Below are 20,229 nucleotides of genomic sequence, written 5' to 3' on the forward strand. Positions count from 1 at the left end.
GGCTGAGCGCTTCGTCTGCCCATCGAAGGGGGCCGGGGTACTCCCGCGGGAGTACACGGGTTGGTTCCCCTGGCGAGGTCACACGGTGTCGAGGGCGTCGACGATGCGGTTCATGGCGGCGCCGAGGGCCCAGCGCTCCGCGAGCGCTGCCGCGTCCGCCTTGGCCTCGGGCGACAGCGGGCGCAGGCGGGTGTCGACCCGGGGGAGGTCGAGGTCCTTCACGACCGCGACGACCGTGGGCGCGACGGCGAGGTAGGGGAGCGCGGTCGTGATCTTCGTCGCGACGCCGGCGGTCATGCCCTGGCGAGCCTCGGCGGCGGCCACGATGCCCGCCAGGTCGCCGTGCGCCGCGAGCAGCGTCGCGGCGGACTTCTCGCCGATGCCCGCCACGCCCGGCAGGCCGTCGGAGGAGTCGCCGCGCAGCGTCGCGAAGTCGGCGTACTGGCTGGGCAGGACACCGTACTTCGTGACCACGGTCTGGTCGGTGACGATCTCGAGGTTGCTCATGCCGCGGGCCGTGTAGACGACGCGCACGTCGCGGCTGTCGTCGACCAGCTGGAAGAGATCGCGGTCGCCGGTCACGATGTCGACCGGGAGCGTCGCCGTCGTCGCGAGCGTGCCGATGACATCGTCGGCCTCGTGCTCGGGAGCGCCGATGATCGGGATGCCGACCGCGCCGAGCGTCTCGCGGATGATCGGCACCTGCACCTCGAGCGGATCCGGCACGACCTCGATGTCGGGTCCGACCTCTACGACCTCGGCGACGCGATGCGTCTTGTACGTGGGGATGAGGTCGACCCGCCACTGCGGACGCCAGTCGTCGTCCCAGCACGCGACGAGATGCGTCGGACGATAGAGGGTCACGAGCTTCGTGATGATGTCGAGGAAGCCGCGGACGGCGTTGACGGGGGTTCCGTCCGGCGCCTTGACCGTGTCGGGCACGCCATAGAACGCGCGGAAGTAGAGCGACGCCGAGTCGAGGAGCATGAGGCGGTCGGGCATGCGCTCATCCTGTCATGGGCCGCCGACGCGCCGCGGCGGTCAGCAGCCGGGGCCGGACGGGGTCTCGTCGCAGGAATGGGCAACGAGGGCGGTCTTGACCTCGACCACACGGATGTCGTAGCCGCCCGTCGTGGCCGAGACGAAGCCCGCCACGGGGCGCCAGCTGCCGCTGCCGAAGTCCACGGCGGCCGCGTAGCGGACGGTCACGCTCACGGGATAGGTGCCGCGGTCGCGATAGACGTGGCTCGTCGCCGTGGGGGTGAACTGAGCCTGGCCGAGCCCGGACCAGGATGCCCCGCCCGTCGTGCTGCGAGATGTCGTGCCGTCGCCGTACTGGAAGTCGAACGCGACCGGAGTGAACCGCACGACGACATCGAAGTCGAACAGGCGACCCGCGATCTGCTGAGTGGATGCCGCCGCCACGAGGTTCGCCGGCATGCCGACGACGCCGAACCCGGCCGGCTCACCCGTCAGGGACGGTGCGGCGGGTCGGAAGGACGCGAGGTCGTCGAGCGTGACGGTGGGGAGGACGCTCACCGTGTAGTTGCCGCGGCATCCGATGCTCGCGTCGCAGGCGGGTGGTGGTTCGGGGTCGGTGACCGTGCCGGGCGTCGCGTCTACGCGGTTGTTCCCGCGGGCGCCGCCGATGGCGTTCTTCGAGTTGTTGGAGTCGCCCGGTATGCGCATCGAACCACTGACGTCGACTTGCGTCCCGGAATTGTTGGCGTCACAGTCCGACCCCCAAAGGCCCCCTGCGCCACAACGGTCGAACGAGTAGCCCGGACCACCCGAAAACACGAGAGCCAGGAGAAGCGTCGTCGCTGGGATCGCTAGCAAGGTGGGTCCAGTTCGGCGCCCTGCGAATCGGCTACGAGGAAACCCGTTGGTGATTCCGCTTTCACCAACGTCACACGCGTCGATTGCGTGGCTGGACGATCATCGCTGACCTTCGAAACGCCGTCAGCATCGATAAGGGTGACCGTGGAAACGTCCACGCAGGCGGCGATTTCCACCTGGTCCAATTCCGGTGAGGCGCTCTCCTGATCGATACGAGAGATGCGTGATTCGCCGCCGACGACCCATCCGTCGGCGTGCATCTGGCTAAATGTCTTCCTATCGGTCGCGTTTAAGTCGCCCGTCGTCCAGGCATACACGTCCTCGAACGTCTTCGGATCGCTCAGATCAACGCCATTCAGTGCGTCCACATATGCGCGATACGTTCCCTCGGCCGCCGCGAACGCCTCCTTCTCGGACGAGAAGCCCGAAGACGGCGTGGGTTCGGCATCGGGCTGGGGGAGGCATCCACTCGTCGTGAGACCCACGATCGCAAGGACCGCGGCGATCGCGACGAGACGAGACTTCACGCGACCACGGTAACCGGGACGGCTGGAGGGGCGCCGCGTTATCCACAGCCGATGCGTGCACGCATCGTTCACCTGCGGGTCGAGTGCGAGATGCCTCCCGTCCGTCCGGCCGTCACCCGGCCGCCCCACCGTGGGGGAGATGAGTCGGGATGCGGTGCTGGCGTGGGTGGAGTCTCCCCTCCAGCTCGTCGGCGCGGCCGAATGGGCCGCCGCCCACGATCGCGCCGTTCCCGTCGCCGGTCGTCTCACGACCCAGATGTCGGAGACGGCCGATGAGCTGATCGCGCGCGGCGCGCTCTTCGGCGCGACGGAGCCGTACCTCGGCATCCCCTGGAGGCTCCTCTCGCAGCACGGCCACTGGCTCGTCGGCGACGGGTTCTCCGGCCAGTTCCGCCTCGCGGTCAGCGTGCTGCGGCCGCGGTCCCTCACGTTCCTCGACGACGGCGCCAACACGCTCGCCTTCGCCCGCGCGCTGCGCGGCGTCGGTCCGTACGCGCGTCCGGGCGTCGACGAGGGCCGGGTCACGACGCTCCTCGCCCCGATCGCGATCGAGCGCACGCTGCGCCGGGCACGCACGGGCCGGGTCGAGCTGTTCACGGCGTTCGACGTTCCCGAGTGCGGCGGCCTCGCCGACCTCGGCGTCGGAGTCCGGACCCATCGCTTCGACTGGACGAGGGCGACCGCCCCGGATCGGCCCGACCTCGGCCCCCGCGTCGTCATGGGTAGTGCGAGGCCGGTCGACGGGCAGATGCCGCTCGCCGACTACCTCGACTGGGTGGCCGCTGTCGCTGAGGGCGGCCCCGCCACGTACCTGCCGCACCGACGCGAGCCCGAGTCGCAGCTGGCGGCCGTGCGAGGCATCCCGGATCTGACGATCTCGCCCGCGCGACTGCCCGCGGAGCTCGTGCTCGCGGGAGCGACGCGGCCGCTCGAGATCTTCACGCTGCCGTCGAGCACCGCCACGACGCTGCCCCTTGTGCTCGAGGAGACCGGATCGGTCATCCGCTCGACGCCCGGCCGCGAACGAAGAGGAGTGGCGTCGTGAGCGAGATCGTGGCGATCATTCCGGCGCGCGGCGGGTCGAAGGGCGTGCCGCGCAAGAACCTGCGCCACGTGGGCGGCGTGCCGCTCGTCGCGCGGGCGGTCGCCTCCGCGCGTCGCAGCGGGATCGACCGCATCGTCGTCTCGACCGACGACGCCGAGATCGTGGGGGTCGCCCGGGAGTGGGGTGCCGAGGTCGTCGAGCGTCCCGCCGACCTGTCCGGCGACACCGCGAGCTCCGAGACGGCGCTGGTCCACGCCCTCGACACGCTGGCCGCACGCGGCCTCGATGCGGGCGTCGTGGCGTTCCTGCAGGCGACGTCGCCCTTCGTCGACGCGGCGGCGCTCGCCGAGGGGGTGCGCCTCGTGCGCGACGGCGTCTACGACAGCGTGTTCTCCGCCGTGGAGACGTACGGCTTCCTCTGGAGACGGGATGCCGCCACCCGCGCCGTCGCCATCAACCACGATGCCGCGCACCGCCCCCGCCGCCAGGACCGCGAGCCGCACTACCTCGAGACGGGCGCCTTCTACGTCTTCGCCGTGGACGGCTTCCGCGCCGCGAAGCACCGCTTCTTCGGCCGCGTGGGGATCGTCGAGGTCCCCGACCGCACGGCGCTCGAGATCGACACGCTCTCCGAGCTCGAGCAGGCCCGTGCCCTCGCGCCGCTGCTCGACGCGCCGGAGCCGATCGACGTCGACGCGGTCGTCACCGACTTCGACGGCGTGCACACCGACGACACCGTCACGGTGGACGACGCCGGGCGCGAGGCCGTGCGCGTCAGCCGCTCGGACGGCATGGGTGTCGCGCTGCTGCGGAAGGCCGGCATCCCGGTGCTGATCCTCTCCACCGAGACGAACCCGGTCGTCTCGGCGCGCGCCCGCAAGCTGCGTGTCGAGGTGCTGCAGGGGGTGGACGAGAAGGCCGCCGCGCTGCGCGCGTGGGCCGAGGCATCCTGCATCCCCCTCTCCCGCATCGCGTATCTCGGCAACGACGTCAACGATCTCGCGTGCCTCGAGCTCGTCGGCTGGCCCGTCGCGGTGCCCGATGCGCATCCGCTCGTGCTCGCCGCGGCGCGCGCGGTCGTGGACCGGCCGGGTGGCGACGGCGCCGTCCGGGCCCTCGCGGACCGTGTCCTGCTCGCTCGGGAGACAGCACCCGAGAACACCCCCAGCCAAGAGAAGAGGAGCATCCGATGACCGTCACGATCGGAACCCGTGTCGTCGGAGGCGGTCGCCCCGCCTACGTCATCGCCGAGATCGGCCTGAACCACAACGGAGACGTCGAGCTCGCCAAGCGGCTCATCGATGTCGCGGCCGATGCGGGCGCGGACGCGGTGAAGTTCCAGAAGCGCACGCCCGAGATCGCGACCCCCGAGCACATGCGCGACACGCTGCGCGAGACGCCGTGGGGCACGATGACATACCTCGACTACCGCCGCCGGGTCGAGTTCGGCCGCGACGAGTACATCGAGATCTCCGACCACGCCCTCCTGCGGGGGCTCGAGTGGTTCGCGTCGCCGTGGGACGTGCCGAGCGTCGCCTTCCTCGAGGACCTCGGGGTCGTCGCGCACAAGGTCGCGTCGGCGTCGGTCACCGACGTCGAGCTGCTCAAGGCGCTCCGCGACACCGGCAAGCCGATCATCCTCTCGACGGGCATGTCGACCGTCGACCAGATCGACGCCGCCATCGATGTGCTCGGCACCGACAGGCTCGTGCTCATGCACGCGACGTCGACGTATCCGATGGAGCCGGAGGAGGCGAACCTCCGCGTCATCCCGGCGCTGCGCGACCGCTACCCGGGCGTGCCGGTCGGTTACTCGGGACACGAGCGCGGCCTGCAGATCTCGCTCGCCGCCGTCGCCCTCGGCGCGGTCGCCGTCGAGCGCCACATCACGCTCGATCGGACCATGTGGGGCTCGGACCACGCCGCCTCGCTCGAGCCGACCGGCCTGCAGCACCTCGTGCGCGACATCCGCGTCATCGAGGCCGCACTCGGCGACGGCGTGAAGCGCGTCTTCCCGGGTGAGCTCGCGCCGATGGCGAAGCTGCGCCGCGTCCCCGCGTGACGGAAGCCGGCAGGAGCGGTCCGGCGCCCCGGCGGCTTCGCGTCGTCGGGGTGGCCGACACCGACTCGTACGTCAAGTGGGCGGCCGCCCTCCTCGGCAGCATGAGCGCGGAATGGGATGCCGAGCTCTTCGTGCTCGACACTCCCGTCGTCGTGAGCGGCACGCAGCAGACTGCTGCCGTCGCGGGCAGCGGCCTCGCGCGGGTGACCCGCGTGGCCTATGACGAACTGGCGGAGCGCCTCGCTCGGGAACGCCCGGACGCCGTGCTCGTCGCGGCTCGCGGCCCGCTCGTGCGCGTCGTCACGCGCCTCGCCGCGGGCCTCACGCCGCGGCCCGTCATCGTGTCGGGGCTGCCCGGTATCTCGATCCCGGCGACCCGCAAGGCGCTCGTCTATCGCACCCAGTGCGACCTCTTCGTGCTGCACTCCCGCCGCGAAGTGCGCGAGTTCGCTGCCCTCGCCCGCGACCGCGGGATGGAGCAGCGGTTCGCCCTCACGCGACTGCCCTTCGCCGCGCAGGCCCCGAGGCAGGTCGCCGCCGAGTCCGGGGGCACCGACCTCGTCTTCGCGGCGCAGGCCATCGTTCCCCGTGAGCGCGACGACCGTCTCCGCGTCGCGCGGCTGCTCGTGCGCGCCGCGGAGGCCGATCCGTCGCGCCGCGTCGTGCTCAAGCTCCGGGCGAAGGCCGGCGAGCACCAGACGCACGCCGAGCAGGATGCCCTGCCCGACCTCGTGGCGTCGCTCGGCCCCGTGCCCGCGAACCTCGTGACCTCCACCGCGCCCATGTCGTCGGCACTCGACACGGCGGAGGGCCTCGTCACGGTGAGCTCGACGGCCGCGATCGAAGCCGTCGCGCGCGGCATCCCGGTCATCGCCCTCGACGTCTTCGGGGTCTCGAGCCGTCTCATCAACGAGGTGTTCGACGGCAGCGGGCTGTTCGGCGACGAGGACGACGTCGTCGCGCGGCGGTTCCGGCATCCGACTCCCTCGTGGCTGCGCGACAACTACTTCCACCCGCCGGCGGACGACGATCTCGGGGTGCTGCTCGCTGGCCTCGTCGCGCGGCGCCGGGAGGGCCGGCTCGCACCCAAGCCGCCGCTGGCGCGCGCGGGCGGCCGCGTGCGCGACGCGTGGGAGCGCAAGCTCGTGCTCGGCGCGAACGACCGCTCGGCGAGCGGAGCGGCTGCTCTCGCGATCGGGATGCCCCTGCGGGGCGTCGTCCGGATCGTGCAGCGTCTGCGCCGGCCGCGGGCGCAAGCCGCGTGACCTTCACGGTCGAGGTCAGCGCGCCGTCGCAGGCTCCGTCAGGGTCGCGTGGATGCGGCGCAGGTCTTCGAGGAGCGAGCCGATGAGGATCCAGTGCGTCGACGGTCGCGCGATGGCGAGCGGCGTCGTGAGGGCGGCGGTGTCGTCGGGAAGGGATGCCTCGGCGGGCGCAGGCTCGACGCGCGTGAGCTGAAGCCGCACGTCGTGGGCCGCGCGGCGCAGCTGCTCGGCGATGGCGGGAACGGCCGGCTCGGCCAGGATCGACGGGTCGTAGCGCTCGCTGCACGCCCGCGTCATCCCGATCATCTGCGTCACGATCGGCCGGAACCGTTCGAGCAGCGCCTCGAGGGCGTCGAGCTCGTCGCGGTGCCGGCGGCCTCGTGGATTCAGGGTGAGCGACTCGGCACCCGCGGCGATCGCCGCCTCCGCGGCTTCGAGCTCGGGCCGCACGGCGCGCGCGTCGTCGAGGAGCTGTGCGAGCTCGGCGGCCGACTGGGGCGTCGTGAGCGCGTCGGCCAGGCGGTCGAGGGCGTCGGCCAGGGCGTCGCCGAGCTCGTCGACGGCGCGATGCGCCGGGGCGACGGCGACGGGCGGCACGATCGCGACGTTGACGACGATGCCGATCAGGGCCCCGATGAGCGTCTCGAGCACGCGGTCGAACGCGTATGAGGGCGTCGCCGTCCCCAGGGCGAGCACGAGGATCGCGCTGATCGCGACCTGGTTGGCGGTGCCCGGGGTCATGCGCAGCGCCCACGCGAGAAGCAGCGAGACGAAGGTCGTGACGAGGATGACCCACGTCGCGCTGCCGAGCAGCAGGCTCAGCGCCGACGCGATGAGCACGCCCGCGATGACGCCGACGCTGCGCTCGATGGCACGCGTGAGCGACTGGTTCAGGCTCGGCTGCACCACGAGGAGGGCGGCGATCGCGGCGAACACGGGTGGCACACCGTGGAAGAGGAAGCCGGCGATGAGCCACGCGGCGGCCGTGGCGACGGCCGATTTCGCGACCTGCAGGAGCGGTGCGCGCCGCGGGGCGCGGAGGCTGGCGGTCATGCTCATGCCTCCACGCTAGGACGCCTCGGCCCGCGTGCAGCGGCTTGCGCGAGGAAGAAGGGGAGGGAAGCCGTCGCCTAGGCTGGCGCCGTGAGCGACGTGCTGGACGAGGGGCCCTTCTTCCACGGTACGAAGGCCGATCTGAGCGAGGGCGACCTGCTCACGGCGGGCTTCCGGTCGAACTATCGCCCCGAGATCGTCATGAACCACATCTACTTCACGGCGCTGCGCGACGGCGCGGGTCTCGCGGCCGAGCTCGCGGCGGGGGACGGCGCTCCGCGCGTGTACCTCGTGGAGCCGACGGGCGCATTCGAGAACGATCCGAACGTGACGGACAAGAAGTTCCCGGGCAACCCGACGCGGTCGTACCGCAGCGCCGAGCCGCTGCGGGTCATCGGCGAGGTCACCGACTGGACGCGGCTCACGCCGGAGGCCCTCCAGACCTGGCGGGACCGGCTGGCGGCCATCCGCGACGACGAACGCGGCGAGATCATCAACTGACTCGCCGCGTCCGGTCGCCGCTTACGAGTTGTCGCCGGAGACGTCGATGAGGACCTTGCCGACGGCGCCGCCCTCGACGGCGTCGTGCGCCTGCGCGGTCTGCGCCAGCGGATACCACGTCAACGGCAGTCCCGCGGCCTCGCCGACCGGCAGAGCGCCGTCGCGCAGGGCGGCCGTGATGTCGTCCGCGGCGGCCGCGAGCGGGGCATCCCCGACGGTGTAGAGCAGCAGTCCCTGGATCCGCACGTTCTTCGCGAAGGCGGCGCGCACGGGGAGGATCGCCTGATCGCCGCCGTTGTCGGCGTAGAACGCGATGCTGCCGTGGTTGCCGATGACCTGGCCGTCGAGCGCCGCGTTCTCGACGATCGAGACCTCGACGATGTGGTCCACTCCCCGCGGAGCGATCTCGGCGATCCGGGATGCCACGTCCGCCTCCTTGTAGTTCACGACGTGCTGCGCCCCCGCCGCGCGCGCGAGCGCGGCCTTCTCCTCGCTCGACACCGTCGCCACGACGGTCGCGCCCGCCCAGACGGCGAGCTGGATGGCAGCGTGCCCGACGGCACCCGCGCCGCCCGCGACGAGGACGACCCGTCCGTCGAGGGCTCCCGGCGAGAGCCGCGCCGGGCCGGACTCGTGCACCGTGAGCGCCCGGTGGGCGGTCATCGCCGGCACGCCGAGGCTCGCCGCGACGTCGAAGCCGACGCCCTCCGGCAGCTTCACGGCCCGATGCGCCGGAACCACCGTGTACTCCTGGGCGGTGCCGGTCGGGCGTCCGTGCTGCGACAGGTAGAGCCACACCCGGTCGCCGACGGCCAGGTCGCCGACACCCTCGCCGACGGCGTCGACGACGCCCGCGCCGTCCTGGTTGGGGACGACCTCGTCGAAGCCGAGCGCGACGCCGCTGCCGGCGCGGGACTTCCAGTCGGTCGGGTTGACGCCCGAGACGGCGACGCGCACGCGCACCTCGCCCGGACCGGGCTCGGCAGGGTCGCGCTCCACGAGCGAGAGGACGGACGAATCACCGGTTGCGGAGTAGACGATCGATCGCATGCCAGAGGCAACGCGCGCGACCTCGCCGATGATTCCCGCGGTGGCGGCTCAGCCTTCCGCCAGCACTACCCGGTCGCCGCCGGCCGACTTCGCGCGATACATCGCCACGTCCGCGCGCCGGATGAGCTGCTCGCCGCGCAGGCGGCTGCCCCGGGCTGCGAACGCGACGCCGATGCTCGCCCTCATGGGCTGCCGTGTCGCCCGGGTCTCGCCGCCGCCGCGAAGCAGGTCGAGGATGCGCTCGGCGATGTCGAGCGCCGCCGACGCGTCGGCGACCTCGCAGACGACGACGAACTCGTCGCCGCCGTAGCGGGCCACGAGGTCGTCGGCGCGAACGCCCGAGAGCAGGCGTTCGCCGACATCACGCAGCATCCGATCGCCGGCATGGTGACCGAGGCTGTCGTTGACGTTCTTGAAATCGTCGAGGTCGATGAAGAGCGCCGCGCACCCGGCGGGCCCGACGACCCGCTCGAGCTGCGTCTCGAGCAGCCGGCGGTTGGGGAGTCCCGTCACCTCATCGTGCGTCGCCGCGTGTGCGAGGAGGGCCTGCAGGCGGAGCGTGGCGAGAGCCTGAGCCGCCTGGCCCGCGAGCGCTTCGGCGAGCGGGGCCGCCTCGTCGTCGAACGTGCGGTCGTGGTGGAACCAGCTGATGAAGGCGCCGAAGTCGGTCTCCTCGTGGTGGAGGGGCGCCCCGATGAACGCACTCACTCCCGCGGCCGCCATGGCTTCGCCGAGGCCCGGGAGCAGGCGGTCGCCCTCCTCGTGTCCGACGACCTTCACGACGCGCCGCGGCGCGCTCACGAGCCCGACCAGCGCCTCCGGGTCGAAGCGACCGCTGAGCGGATCGGCGCCGGCCGCCACGCTCGTCGTGGCGTTGGCGAGGTGCAGATAGACCGTCGACTCCTCCGCGCGGTAGGCGCGGGCCGTCGTGTCCGCGAGGACGGCGGCGAGCCGTTCCTCGGTCGTCGCGGTGCTGAAGGCGACCGACGAGTCGATGACGAGCTCGAGCCGTGTGCGGGTGCGGTCGGCCAAGGCGTACTGCTGACGCAGATCGGTGAGCGCCTGGAATCTCTTCGAGGCCTCGGCGATGAGGAAGACGTCCTCTTCGCTCTGCTGAACGCGAGCGACCATGGCGGCGCGGCCGCGCGTGCGGGCGTCCAGCATCATCCACGGCCCCGGACCGACGTCCGCCGTCAGCAGGTCCTGGTCGGTGTGCACGAGGAACTCCTCGAACGACCGGCCGACGACATCATCCGGCTTTCGACCGGCCCATTCGGAGAACCACGCGTTCGCCGACGAGATCGCGCCCCGCCGGTCGACGCACACGACACCGACCGGGAGCGAATCCGCTCCACCCTCGAACACCCATTGCCTCCGTCACAGGCCCCCAAGTGCCCGTGCCTGAACCATACCCGGTCCGGCTGTGCAGCGACCGTGTGCGGCCGGGAGATTCGCCTGGCGGATGCTGCGCTTCGCAAACCGCACGTTCAGTGAGGCAGGAGTCCTCCGTCGGCGGTGGCGACCGTGATCTCCGTCGTCCCGAGCCAGCGCCGCACGCGGCCGTCGTCCGAGACGAGGATCCCCGTCGTCGTTCCCGCCCGCGCGATCCACTCGAGGTCGTCGAATCCCGCGACGACGGCGGCGGTCGCCCAGACATCGGCGTGGGTGAGGCTGTCCGAGACGACGGTGGCCGAGGCGACACCTCCCGCCGCCGCGCGTCCCGTGCGCGGGTCATGGATGTGCGCGCCGCGCTCGGCCGACCCCGAGGTCGCGACGGCCCCGCGCGGCACCTCGAGCGTCGCCACGACCTCGCGTGGACGCCGGGGGTCGGCGATGCCGACGCGCCAGGTCCAGTCGGACCCCTCCGCGGTGAGCAGCTGCATGTCGCCGCCGACGGAGAGGCCGGCTGCGCGGCATCCTCCCCTCCCGAGCAGCGGGGCGAGGTGCGTGCGCGCGGCGCGCTCGATCGCCCAGCCCTTCACGAAGCCGGTCGGGTCGAAGGCGCCGTCGCGCCAGGCGCTGAACAGGCCCCGCGTCGCGAGCTCGGCGTCGTCGCATCCGGAGGCGACCTCGGCGACGAGAGGGTGCGCGTCGGCGATCGTCATCTCGCCGCGGCGGATGCGGGAGATGTCGGAGTCCTCGCGGTAGGGGGAGAAGACGCGGTCGGCGAGGTCGAGCTCGGCGAAGCACGCGGCGAGCTGCTCGGATGTCTCGGGTCCGTCGGCGCCCCCGATGAGCCGGACGGTCGCGACGCTGCCCATCACCTCGTGCGTCCACGTGCGGCGCTCCGGGACCGTCATGAGTGCGCCTGGTCGATCGCGCTCTGCAGCGACTGGAGGTAGCCCTGGCTCGTGTAGGTCGCCCCGGACACCATGTCGATGTCCGCCGACTGGGCGGAGAGGGTCTCGGACACGAGGCGCGGGATCGCGAACTGGTTGATCTCCTGGTCGCGCCGGTTCTCGGTCGGGTACTCGATCGCCTGCGCAGCGGTGATGGCTCCGCCCGACACCGTGATCTGCACCTGCACCGGCCCGAACCGCGTGGCGGCGGACGAGCCCGTGTAGGTGCCGTCGGCGAGTCCCGACGACGAGGTCGACCCGGAGTCGGTCGAACCCGTCGATCCGCTGGAACCGCTCGAGCCGCTCGATTCCGAGTCGGTTGAGTCGGTCGAGTCGGTCGACCCGGTGGACCCGGTCGACCCGGAGTCCGTCGATCCCGAATCCGTCGATCCGCTCGAGCTCGAGCCCGAATCCGTGGAGCCGGAGCCCGATGCCGACGTCGTGTCGGTCGTCGCGGCCTGGGCCTGAGGTGTCACGGCCTCGAGCGACGTGCGGTAGCTGAACAGCAGCACGAGCCCGGTGAGCGTCGCGAGCAGGGCGTAGACGATGCGTTTCATGGGTTCCCCTCAGACCGTGAACGACTCGGTGTGGATGGCGTGCGCGGGCATCCCCGCCGCGCGGAGGTCGCGGACGACGGCATCCATCCACGGCTTGGGGCCGCACACGAACGCGTCGTACGCTTCGAGATCGGGCGCGAGGAAGCGCACGAGGTCGCGTCCGCGCCACTGGCCGTGCGAGATGGGCAGCCACGACGAGCCGCCGTCGGACCGGGGTCCGGGCAGCTCGAAATGGCGGAGGCCGCGGCGGTCGACGAGCTCGCGGACGGCCGCGCGGCGCATGCCCGCCGCGACGTCGTGGTCGCGCGTGACGAGCGTCGCATCGCCGGGAACGAAGCGCTCGCCCTCGAGGATCGACACGAGCGGAGCGACGCCGGCGCCCGCGCCGATCATGAGCAGCTTCGTGCCCGTGCGCTCCTCGGCGGTCATGCGGCCATAGGGGCCCTCGACGAGCACCCGCGTGCCCGGGGCCAGGGAGCGGAGGCGGCTCGTGCCGTCGCCGACGACGCGGGCTGAGATGTCGAGCGCTCCGGCGCGCGGGGCCGCGGCGAGCGAGAACGGGTGCCCGCGCGTCCAGCCCGGACCGTCGAGGAAGCGCCACACGAAGAACTGGCCGGGCTTCGCGCCGAGGCGCTGCAGGTCGCGACCCGTGACGCGCACGGCGACGCCGTGATGTCCATCCGGGGCGACCCCGACGACCCGCAGGTGGTGACGGAGGGACCGGGCCAGAGGCATCCCGATCCGGAAGACGACGACGGATGCCGCAACCACGGCCCAGAGCGTCCACCAGTAGAACGTCGCGAGCGGCGAGGAGAGGAAGTCGGCGCCCGTCCACAGCTGGTGCGGCAGTGCGAGGCCGACGCCGAGGTAGCCGTAGAGGTGCAGCAGATGCCAGGACTCGTAGCGGAGCGTGCGGCGCACGCGTCGCATCGAGGTCACGACGACCATGACGAGGAGCACCGTGCCGGCGGTCGCGAGGAGCATGCCGGGATAGTCCACGACGAGCTCCCACAGCTGCACGAAGACGTTGAGCTGCGCCGTGACGGCGTAGCCGGTCGTGATGAGCACGATGTGCGCGAACATGAGCCAGAACGACCAGAACCCGACCAGCCGGTGCATCCTCGTGATGCCGTCGCGGCCGAAGCCGCGCTCGAAGAGCGGCACGCGCGCCATGAGGAGCACCTGATACAGCAGGAGGTTCGCGGACACGAGGCCCGTGATCCGGCCCAGGGTCGTGATCGACTCGCCGTCGAGACCCGCGAGCGCCTGCATGCCACCGCCGGCGACCCACAGCGCCACGACGAAGAGGCTCGTCAGCCAGATGACCGCCACCGCCCCGGCATTCCACGCCTGCGCGGAGAGCGAGGGGCGGCGCACCCGGGCGGGCGCCGATACGCGGGACGTCGCGGTGGCCGAGGTCGTCGCGTAGGTCGTCATGGATCAAAGATGACGACGCGGCCTTTGCGATCCCTATGAGCGCGCGCAGAGCACGGCGTGGATTCGTGTCCGGTCGCGGCGATCGGGTCAGAGGAGGGCCGCGACGCCCATCACGACAGTGGATGCCCCCATGCCGACGTACTGCGCGCCGTCCAGCCAGCGACGGGAATGAGCCGCGGCGGCCACCGAGGCGGCCGCGTACGCCGCGACGCCCGCCACGAGGAAGGCGACGAGGGCCGACGCGGATGCGCCGTGCGCATGTCCGGTGGCGCTTCCGGCGGAGTGCCCCGCTGCCATCCCGACGAGGAGCGCCGCCATGACGACGAGGCCTGCGCCGGAATGCACCGTCATCGCCGTGTCGGCGTGCGGGGCGGTGCGCCGCCGCGTGCCGCGCAGAGCCGCGAGCGCCATCGCGGTGACGAGCAGGAGGATCGCCCAGTACACCGGCGCGACGACCCCCGAGAACGCGGCATCCGTCATGGCGACGAGCATGAGGAGGGATGCCGCGAGCTCGGGCGCCCGCACCCGCCGACGATCGGCTGCCAGACAGCAGGTTCCGATCGCGGCGGGCGCGAGCGCCCAGGCGTGGAGGAGCTCGGTCATCGGCTCAATGGTGGTGGCCGTGCGAGCCGTGGTGGTGCTGGCCCGGGGTCGGGGCACAGTGCGCGGACTCCGGCGCGGGCACGTTGAGGACGGGGTTGCGCTCGAAGAAGTTGTACGGCTTCAGGGTGAATCGGGCGTAGTCCATCGGCATGACCGGCCAGTCCTCGTTGCGCGGGAAGTGCGTGAGGCCGAACGTGTGCCACAGCACGACGTCCTCCCCGACGAGGGGCTCGTCGCCCGCGATGAACTCCGGGATGCCGCCTCCGCCCGGGTGCTGGTTGACGAAGTCTCCCGCCGCATAGCGCTCCGCCGGGTCGTACTTCGTGACGAAGAGGTTCTTCGTGGCGAAGGCGGCACGCGCGGTGACCGACGCCGAGGCGTCCGCCATGAGCGTGGGCGTCTCGGTGGGGAACAGCACGTACGACGTGGGCTGACCGAGCGATGTCGTCTTCTCGGTGGATGCCACCTGCCACACGCGGTTGACGGCACCATCGGCCACGCGGCCCGACACCTTCTCGGAGGTGATGGGGGTGACGCGCTTGGTGAACGCGTTGCCGTAGGGGTTCTCGGCGGAGACGGGGAGACGGACGGCGTCGATCTCGTTGACGACATTCGCGGTGCCGTCGACCGTCATGTCGAGCCGGGCCGAGAAGAGGTGCTGGTGATAGGGCGCACCGAGCCCCGGCGCCACCTGGGACGCGTACGGGTAGGGCGTGCCGTCCGTCGCGTCGCCGGGGAACGCGGATGTGAAGAGGATGCCCGTCAGCTTCGCCTCGCACTCGATCGTGCCGTCGAGGTAGAGGTACCAGTAGAAGCCGTAGTCGTAGTTGCCGACCGTCGTGAAGAACGAGATGACGAGGCGGCGAGCGCGGCGCACCTCGCTCGATCCCGTGAAGATGTCGGTGTGCTTCCACAGCGAGCCGAAGTCCTCCTCGTGCATGCACACCCCGTTGCGGACCGTGCGCGGGAGCCCCAGCTCGTCGGCGAGGATCGCGTCGAAGTAGCGGATCTCACCCACGCAGTCGCATCCCAGCTCGAGCTCGTTCGTGTAGCGCCCGAAGAGGTACTCGCCGGTGTCGAAGTAGTTCTGCCAGAAGCGGTTCGGGGACGGGTCGGCGTAGGGCACGACCATCTCGCTGATCGAACCCCGGTACATCACGGGCCGGCCCGCGAACGAGAGCTGGCGGAGGATGAGGCCCTCCCGCGTGTCGAAACCGATCCGCAGGTCCCACTCGCCCCACGTGACGTGCTCGCCGTCGACGCGGAAGCTCGCCCCCTCGGGCTGCGTGATGACGATGGGCTTCAGTCCTTCGAGGGGCGGGCCCTGCAGCTCGGGATCGTCGAAGTTGCCGCTCGTCGCCGGCACCTCGAAGCCCGGAGTGTCGACGATCTCGATGATCGCGCGGGCCGCGACGTCGATGTAGGCGGTGAGCCCGTCGACCGGGTGGGCCCACGGGTGGTCGCTCGAGTTCAGCTGCTGGAAGGCGAAGGTGCGCAGGATGCGCCGCCCCTCCTCGTCGGGGCGGCCGTAGTGTCCCGCCGAGAGCGGCACGAGCACCACGTCGGCCGGTGCGAGCCCGCGCGCCGCGAGAGCCGCGACCCACCGCGGGTCCTCGTTCGCGATGATGCCAACCTCCTCGAACTCGGCGTCGAGGATGGGCAGCTGGCCGTTCGAGCCGTCGAGGACGGTCTCGCTCAGCACTGCACCCGAGTCGATCGAGATCACGAGGTCGCTCGATCGCGTGGTCGCCATGTCGAGCAGCTGCACGCGCGCCCTGCGTTCGGGGAGCGCTCCGCCCTGCTCCCACGCGAGCACCGCCGCCTTGACGGGCTCCTCGAGTCCGACGTACGCGAAGCGGACGGCGTCGGTCGTCTGCGGAAGGCCCAGCACGACGGAGCGCACGGCCGAGATCTCGGCGGACGTCAGCGACGAGAGGGGATGCTGCGGGGCGGGCGGTGCCGCGTAGGCGGCGACGGTCTCGATGTCGGTGATGCTCATGTGTCTTCCTTCTCCTTGTAGTGCGATTCGAGAGTCCGGGTCAGCCGGCGATCGTGTCGGTGAGCTTGGCGTAGGCGGCCGGTCGGCGCTTCCTGATCCACGCGGCCTGGACATAGCCGATCGCGGGGAAGATCACGACGAGCGCGAGGAGGAACCAGCTGACGGCGCCGAAGACCGGTGTGCCGTCGGCGGCGACGTCGCCGACCATGATCGGGAAGTACGCCGTGATGAGCACCGCCGACAGCACGAGCCCGATGAAGCCGAGCGCGGGAGCGACGATGGTGTTCCAGACGCGGCCGTCCTTCCTGCTCTTGAGGAAGTAGACGATGACGGCGACGGACGTGAGGGCCATGAGGATCGCGATCGCGAGCGTCGCGACCCCCGCGAACCAGGTGAAGACGGCCAGCACGGGGTCGAGCTGGAACGCCGCGAAGACGCCGATCAGCACGACGGAGGTGACCGTCTGGACGAGGGACGACACGTGCGGCGAGAGGTGCGTGGCGTGCACGGCGCCGAGCCGGTCGGGAAGGACGCCGGCGTTCGCCATCGAGTGCTGGTAGCGCGTGATGACGTTGTGGAACGACAGGACGCAGGCGAACATCGACGTGATGAGCAGGACGTTGGTGATGATCTCGCCCGCCGTGCCGAGGTACTCGGCCATCGTGCGCAGGATGAGGCTGCCGGGGTCGGCCGCGGCCTGATCGACGATGGCGCTCGGTCCCCACGCCATCACGAGACCCCACGACGCGAGCGTGTAGAAGACGCCGATGCCGATGACGGCGGCATACGTCGCCCGCGGGATGGTCGTGTTCGGGTCGCGCGCCTCGTCGCGGAAGATCGCCGTGGCCTCGAAGCCGATGAAGGCCGCGATCGCGAACATGAGGCCGACGCCCGGCGACCCGCTGCCGATGTTCTCGGGTGCGAACGGCGCGAGGCTCAGCCCCTCCGCACCTCCCGAGAAGACGACGGCGGCGACGAGCACGAGGACGACGCCCACCTCGGCGACGAGCAGGATGCCGAGGACCTTGGAGGAGAGGTCGATGTGCCGGTAGCCGAGCACCCCCACGAGCGCGATCATGGCGAGGGACATGAGCCACCACGGGATCGCCGGCCCGCCGAGCGACGACACCGTGTAGCTCAGGATGTAGCCGAGGTAGCCGTAGACCGAGACCTGGATGGTCGTGTAGGTGAGCATCGCGATCCACGCGGCGGCGAGTCCCGTCGAGCGACCGAGTCCGTAGCCGACGTACGTGAAGAAGGCGCCCGGCTTGGGGATGTGGCGGGACATCGCCGCGAGTCCCACCGCGAACAGCAGCAGGATGACGGCGCTGATGGCGTACAGCGCGGGGAAGCCGACGCCGTTGCCGAGGAGGATGCCGAGCGGGGCCGCTCCGCCGACGACGGTGAGCGGGGAGGCGGCCGCCACGACCATGAAGACGATCGCCGTGACGCCCAGCGAGCCGCGGAGGGTCCGCTTCGCGGACGCCTCGACGCCGGGTGATTCGAGCTGGGTCATGTCTGTCCCTTCGAGGACGGGTGTGAAGGATGCACCGAGCCTCACCGACCGCGATTGCCGCGCCGTCTCGTCGGTGTGAAACCTCGCGCACTCCGAACGGGAGCGCGTGACAGTCGTGTCTCATTCGGGCGACACGAACCGGAAACACCCGGGAATCCGGAGCGCAACCCCGCCTCGGTAGCGTCGCGGGCGAAGCATCACCCGGAGGTCCGCATGACGGCACAGCACCACGACGCCGCGTCATGACCGCGCTCGAGCGCGCCATCGCCCGGCCGCAGCCGGTCCACGACTTCGCCGACGCGTCGCCTCTCGAGGGGTTGGAGCGCCGCAGCGTCGGCTTCCTCGACGTGCTCGGCCAGTCGGTCTCGGCGGTGGCGCCCTCCGCGGCCGCGACGACGATGATCCTGCTGGTCGCGGGCGTCGCGACGCCGGGCGACACCGTGGTCGCCGTGGTCGTCGCGGCGCTCCTGTCGCTCGTGGTCGCTCGCACGATCAACCAGTTCGCGCGCCGCATGGTGACGAGCGGGTCGCTCTTCACGTACGTCGCGAAGGGCCTGGGGCCTGCGGCGTCCATCGCGACAGCGGGTGCCGGCATCCTGGGCTACGGATTCGTGTCGGTGTTCGCCCTGCTCGGCGGCGCGCACTATCTGGCGATCCTCGCCGAGCGCGTCTGGCCGGGCTTCACCGGCCCCCTCTCGATGCCGGCGCTGCTGCTGTGCGAGGGCGCTGTGCTGGCCGTCGTGCTCGTGCGCGGCATCCGGCTGTCGACTCGTCTGGCGCTCGTCGTCGAGGTGCTCTCGGTGGTGCTGATCGCCCTGCTCCTCGTCGCGCTGATCGCACTCATCGGTCCTGTCGACCCGGCGCTCGTCGTGCCGTCGGCGGGTGTGTCGGCCCCGGCGATCGCGGCGGGCGCCATGCTCGCGCTGACGGCGTTCGTCGGTTTCGAGAGTGCGTCGACCCTCGGGGTCGAGGCCCGCGCACCGTTGCGCAACATCCCGCGCGCCATCACCGGGACGGTCGTGGTGGCCGGCCTCCTCTACGTGCTCGCCGCGTACACCCAGGTCGCCGGCTTCGCAGCGCTCGGCCTCGATCTCGCCGAGTCCGAATCCCCGGTCAACGACCTCGCGACCGCCTACGGCGTCGACCAGTGGGGGGCGCTCGCGGACATCGGCATCGCCGCGTCGTTCCTCGCCTGCGCGATCGCCTCCGCGACCGCCCTCACGCGCGTGCTCTTCGCGATGGGGCGCGACGGCATCGTGCCGCGCCGCTTCGGGACGGTCCACGCGCGATTCCGCACCCCGATCGCGGCCGTCGTCGTCACGGTGCCGCTCATCGTGCTGATCCCCGTCGGCATCGTCGTGGCGGGCATCGGCGTGTGGGACGCGATGGAGGTCGTCATCGTCGTCGCGGGCGTCGGCTACATCGTCGCGTACGCCCTGGTGTGCATCGCGGCCCCGTTCTTCCTCCGGCGCATCGGAGAGCTCACCGTGGGAGCAGGCCTCCTGTCCGCGCTCGCCGCCGTCGCGCTGATCGGGGGCCTCAGCGTGTATCTCGTCGTGGAGGCGACGGGAGGCAACCCCGGCGTCTGGGTCGCCCTCGCGCTCGCCGTCCTGCTGGGCGCCCTCGTGGCCTGGAGGTCGCGCCGGGGAGCGCCACCGCTCGACGGCATCGGCTCCTATGACGAGCCGGTCGCATCCGAGGTGCTGGGGGGCGTCGCCCGGCGGGAGGCGCGGTGAGCGACGGCGGTCCCACGCTCACGGCGCGCCAGCCGCGCGCCATCCGGAGCGCGCTCACCGTGCTCGAGGCCGTCGCCGAGATCGGCGCGGGCGCGACCGCGCGCGAGCTGTCCGACGCGCTCGGCCTTCCTCGTGCGACGACGTACCGACTCCTGAACCTCCTGGTGCAGGACGAGTACCTCGTGCGCACCCCCGATCTGTCGGGCTTCGCGCTCGGAGCCAAGGTCGTGCACCTCGCCGCCGCCGCGGCGCCGGTCCGCCTCCCCGCGGCGGCCCGCGACGTCATCGCCGAGGTGCGGCGCTCCGTCCGAGGAGGTCTGCACGTCGTGCGCTTCGACGACGCCCGCGTCGTCGTCGCCGACGCGGACCCCGACTTTCCGCTGAGCGACCCGGTCCGCCTCGTCCGCGAGCCGGAGCGGTTCGCCCTGGGCCGCGTCCTGCTCGTCGAGCAGGGGGCGTCGGGTGCCGTCGTCGACGCCGCGGCATCCGACCTCGATCGGTGGGGAGCGGCGCGCCAGACCGAGCTGGCCACGGGCATGGGATGCCTCGCCGTGCCCATCCGCGATGCCGCGGGCGGCCTCGCGGGCGCGATCGGGTTCTCGGGTGCGCGTCACCGGGTGGAGGAGCCGACGCCGCTCGTGGAGGTGCTCGTCCCCGCGGCGCGGCGTCTCGCGCCTCTGCTGGCCTGAACCGGGCTTAG

19 protein-coding genes are annotated in these 20,229 nt (G+C 71.6%); 7 read left to right on the forward strand and 12 right to left on the reverse strand.

The genetic code is table 11. The annotated features are described in order from the left end of the window. Positions 1-78 precede the first annotated feature (78 nt). The 3 genes from AAIB33_RS04440 to AAIB33_RS04450 all read right to left on the reverse strand — a co-directional run bounded on the left by AAIB33_RS04440 (position 79) and on the right by AAIB33_RS04450 (position 2,366). Positions 79-1,002 (reverse strand): 5'-3' exonuclease, encoded by a 924-nt coding sequence (locus tag AAIB33_RS04440; RefSeq protein WP_345802350.1) that lies wholly within the window; start codon positions 1,000-1,002, stop codon positions 79-81. A gap of 39 nt (positions 1,003-1,041) precedes the next feature. Beyond that, on the reverse strand, positions 1,042-1,689 hold the full coding sequence (locus AAIB33_RS04445; RefSeq protein WP_345802351.1) for a hypothetical protein: 648 nt from the start codon (positions 1,687-1,689) through the stop codon (positions 1,042-1,044). A gap of 143 nt (positions 1,690-1,832) precedes the next feature. Then, positions 1,833-2,366: a hypothetical protein gene (locus tag AAIB33_RS04450; RefSeq protein WP_345802352.1), complete on the reverse strand. Its 534-nt coding sequence runs from the start codon at positions 2,364-2,366 to the stop codon at positions 1,833-1,835. A 139-nt stretch (positions 2,367-2,505) separates the two neighbouring features. Here AAIB33_RS04450 and AAIB33_RS04455 point away from each other — a divergent pair, with 139 nt between their 5' ends. Genes AAIB33_RS04455 through AAIB33_RS04470 form a run of 4 tightly spaced genes read left to right on the forward strand, consistent with a single transcriptional unit; the run spans position 2,506 to position 6,738 of the window. Next, positions 2,506-3,411, forward strand: coding sequence for a hypothetical protein (locus tag AAIB33_RS04455; RefSeq protein WP_345802353.1), 906 nt, complete (start codon positions 2,506-2,508; stop codon positions 3,409-3,411). Continuing rightward, positions 3,408-4,604 (forward strand): acylneuraminate cytidylyltransferase, encoded by a 1,197-nt coding sequence (locus tag AAIB33_RS04460; protein ID WP_345802354.1) that lies wholly within the window; start codon positions 3,408-3,410, stop codon positions 4,602-4,604. Before AAIB33_RS04455 ends, AAIB33_RS04460 begins: the two co-directional genes overlap by 4 nt. Beyond that, the gene (locus AAIB33_RS04465) at positions 4,601-5,473 is read left to right on the forward strand and encodes an N-acetylneuraminate synthase family protein (RefSeq protein ID WP_345802355.1); all 873 of its coding nucleotides are present in this window, start codon (positions 4,601-4,603) and stop codon (positions 5,471-5,473) included. The genes AAIB33_RS04460 and AAIB33_RS04465 overlap by 4 nt, the downstream gene beginning before the upstream one ends. A 50-nt stretch (positions 5,474-5,523) precedes the next feature. Then, positions 5,524-6,738 (forward strand): DUF6716 putative glycosyltransferase, encoded by a 1,215-nt coding sequence (locus AAIB33_RS04470; protein ID WP_345802356.1) that lies wholly within the window; start codon positions 5,524-5,526, stop codon positions 6,736-6,738. A 15-nt stretch (positions 6,739-6,753) separates the two neighbouring features. Here AAIB33_RS04470 and AAIB33_RS04475 read toward each other — a convergent pair whose 3' ends face one another. After that, positions 6,754-7,797 (reverse strand): FUSC family protein, encoded by a 1,044-nt coding sequence (locus AAIB33_RS04475; protein ID WP_345802357.1) that lies wholly within the window; start codon positions 7,795-7,797, stop codon positions 6,754-6,756. A gap of 84 nt (positions 7,798-7,881) precedes the next feature. Between AAIB33_RS04475 and arr the strand changes: the two genes are divergently transcribed. Further along, positions 7,882-8,292: an NAD(+)--rifampin ADP-ribosyltransferase gene (gene arr, locus AAIB33_RS04480; protein WP_345802358.1), complete on the forward strand. Its 411-nt coding sequence runs from the start codon at positions 7,882-7,884 to the stop codon at positions 8,290-8,292. 21 nt (positions 8,293-8,313) lie between these two features. On the opposite strand, the gene AAIB33_RS04485 is transcribed toward arr, so the two are convergent. The 8 genes from AAIB33_RS04485 to AAIB33_RS04520 form a co-directional block, all read right to left on the reverse strand. Beyond that, a complete protein-coding gene (locus AAIB33_RS04485; protein ID WP_345802359.1) occupies positions 8,314-9,342 on the reverse strand; it encodes an NADPH:quinone reductase in 1,029 nt (342 codons plus the stop codon). A gap of 48 nt (positions 9,343-9,390) precedes the next feature. After that, the gene (locus tag AAIB33_RS04490) at positions 9,391-10,707 is read right to left on the reverse strand and encodes a sensor domain-containing diguanylate cyclase (protein WP_345802360.1); all 1,317 of its coding nucleotides are present in this window, start codon (positions 10,705-10,707) and stop codon (positions 9,391-9,393) included. A 122-nt stretch (positions 10,708-10,829) separates the two neighbouring features. Then, positions 10,830-11,642: an FAD:protein FMN transferase gene (locus tag AAIB33_RS04495; RefSeq protein ID WP_345802361.1), complete on the reverse strand. Its 813-nt coding sequence runs from the start codon at positions 11,640-11,642 to the stop codon at positions 10,830-10,832. Beyond that, a complete protein-coding gene (locus tag AAIB33_RS04500; protein ID WP_345802362.1) occupies positions 11,639-12,238 on the reverse strand; it encodes an FMN-binding protein in 600 nt (199 codons plus the stop codon). Before AAIB33_RS04500 ends, AAIB33_RS04495 begins: the two co-directional genes overlap by 4 nt. A 9-nt stretch (positions 12,239-12,247) precedes the next feature. Next, positions 12,248-13,675 (reverse strand): ferredoxin reductase family protein, encoded by a 1,428-nt coding sequence (locus AAIB33_RS04505; protein WP_345802363.1) that lies wholly within the window; start codon positions 13,673-13,675, stop codon positions 12,248-12,250. 87 nt (positions 13,676-13,762) lie between these two features. Then, positions 13,763-14,278, reverse strand: coding sequence for a hypothetical protein (locus AAIB33_RS04510; RefSeq protein ID WP_345802364.1), 516 nt, complete (start codon positions 14,276-14,278; stop codon positions 13,763-13,765). Positions 14,279-14,282: 4 nt separating this feature from the next. Then, positions 14,283-16,277 carry a primary-amine oxidase gene (locus tag AAIB33_RS04515; RefSeq protein WP_345802365.1) on the reverse strand — a complete coding sequence of 665 codons (1,995 nt, stop codon included), beginning with the start codon at positions 16,275-16,277 and terminating at the stop codon, positions 14,283-14,285. A 40-nt stretch (positions 16,278-16,317) separates the two neighbouring features. After that, positions 16,318-17,793: an APC family permease gene (locus AAIB33_RS04520; RefSeq protein WP_345802366.1), complete on the reverse strand. Its 1,476-nt coding sequence runs from the start codon at positions 17,791-17,793 to the stop codon at positions 16,318-16,320. A gap of 242 nt (positions 17,794-18,035) precedes the next feature. Here AAIB33_RS04520 and AAIB33_RS04525 point away from each other — a divergent pair, with 242 nt between their 5' ends. Beyond that, positions 18,036-19,529: an APC family permease gene (locus AAIB33_RS04525; protein ID WP_345802367.1), complete on the forward strand. Its 1,494-nt coding sequence runs from the start codon at positions 18,036-18,038 to the stop codon at positions 19,527-19,529. Next, positions 19,526-20,218, forward strand: a complete 693-nt coding sequence (locus AAIB33_RS04530; RefSeq protein ID WP_345802368.1) for a helix-turn-helix domain-containing protein — start codon at positions 19,526-19,528, stop codon at positions 20,216-20,218. The genes AAIB33_RS04525 and AAIB33_RS04530 overlap by 4 nt, the downstream gene beginning before the upstream one ends. Positions 20,219-20,229 lie beyond the last annotated feature (11 nt).

Source organism: Microbacterium sp. AZCO (genome assembly GCF_039614715.1).
GTDB lineage: Bacteria > Actinomycetota > Actinomycetes > Actinomycetales > Microbacteriaceae > Microbacterium.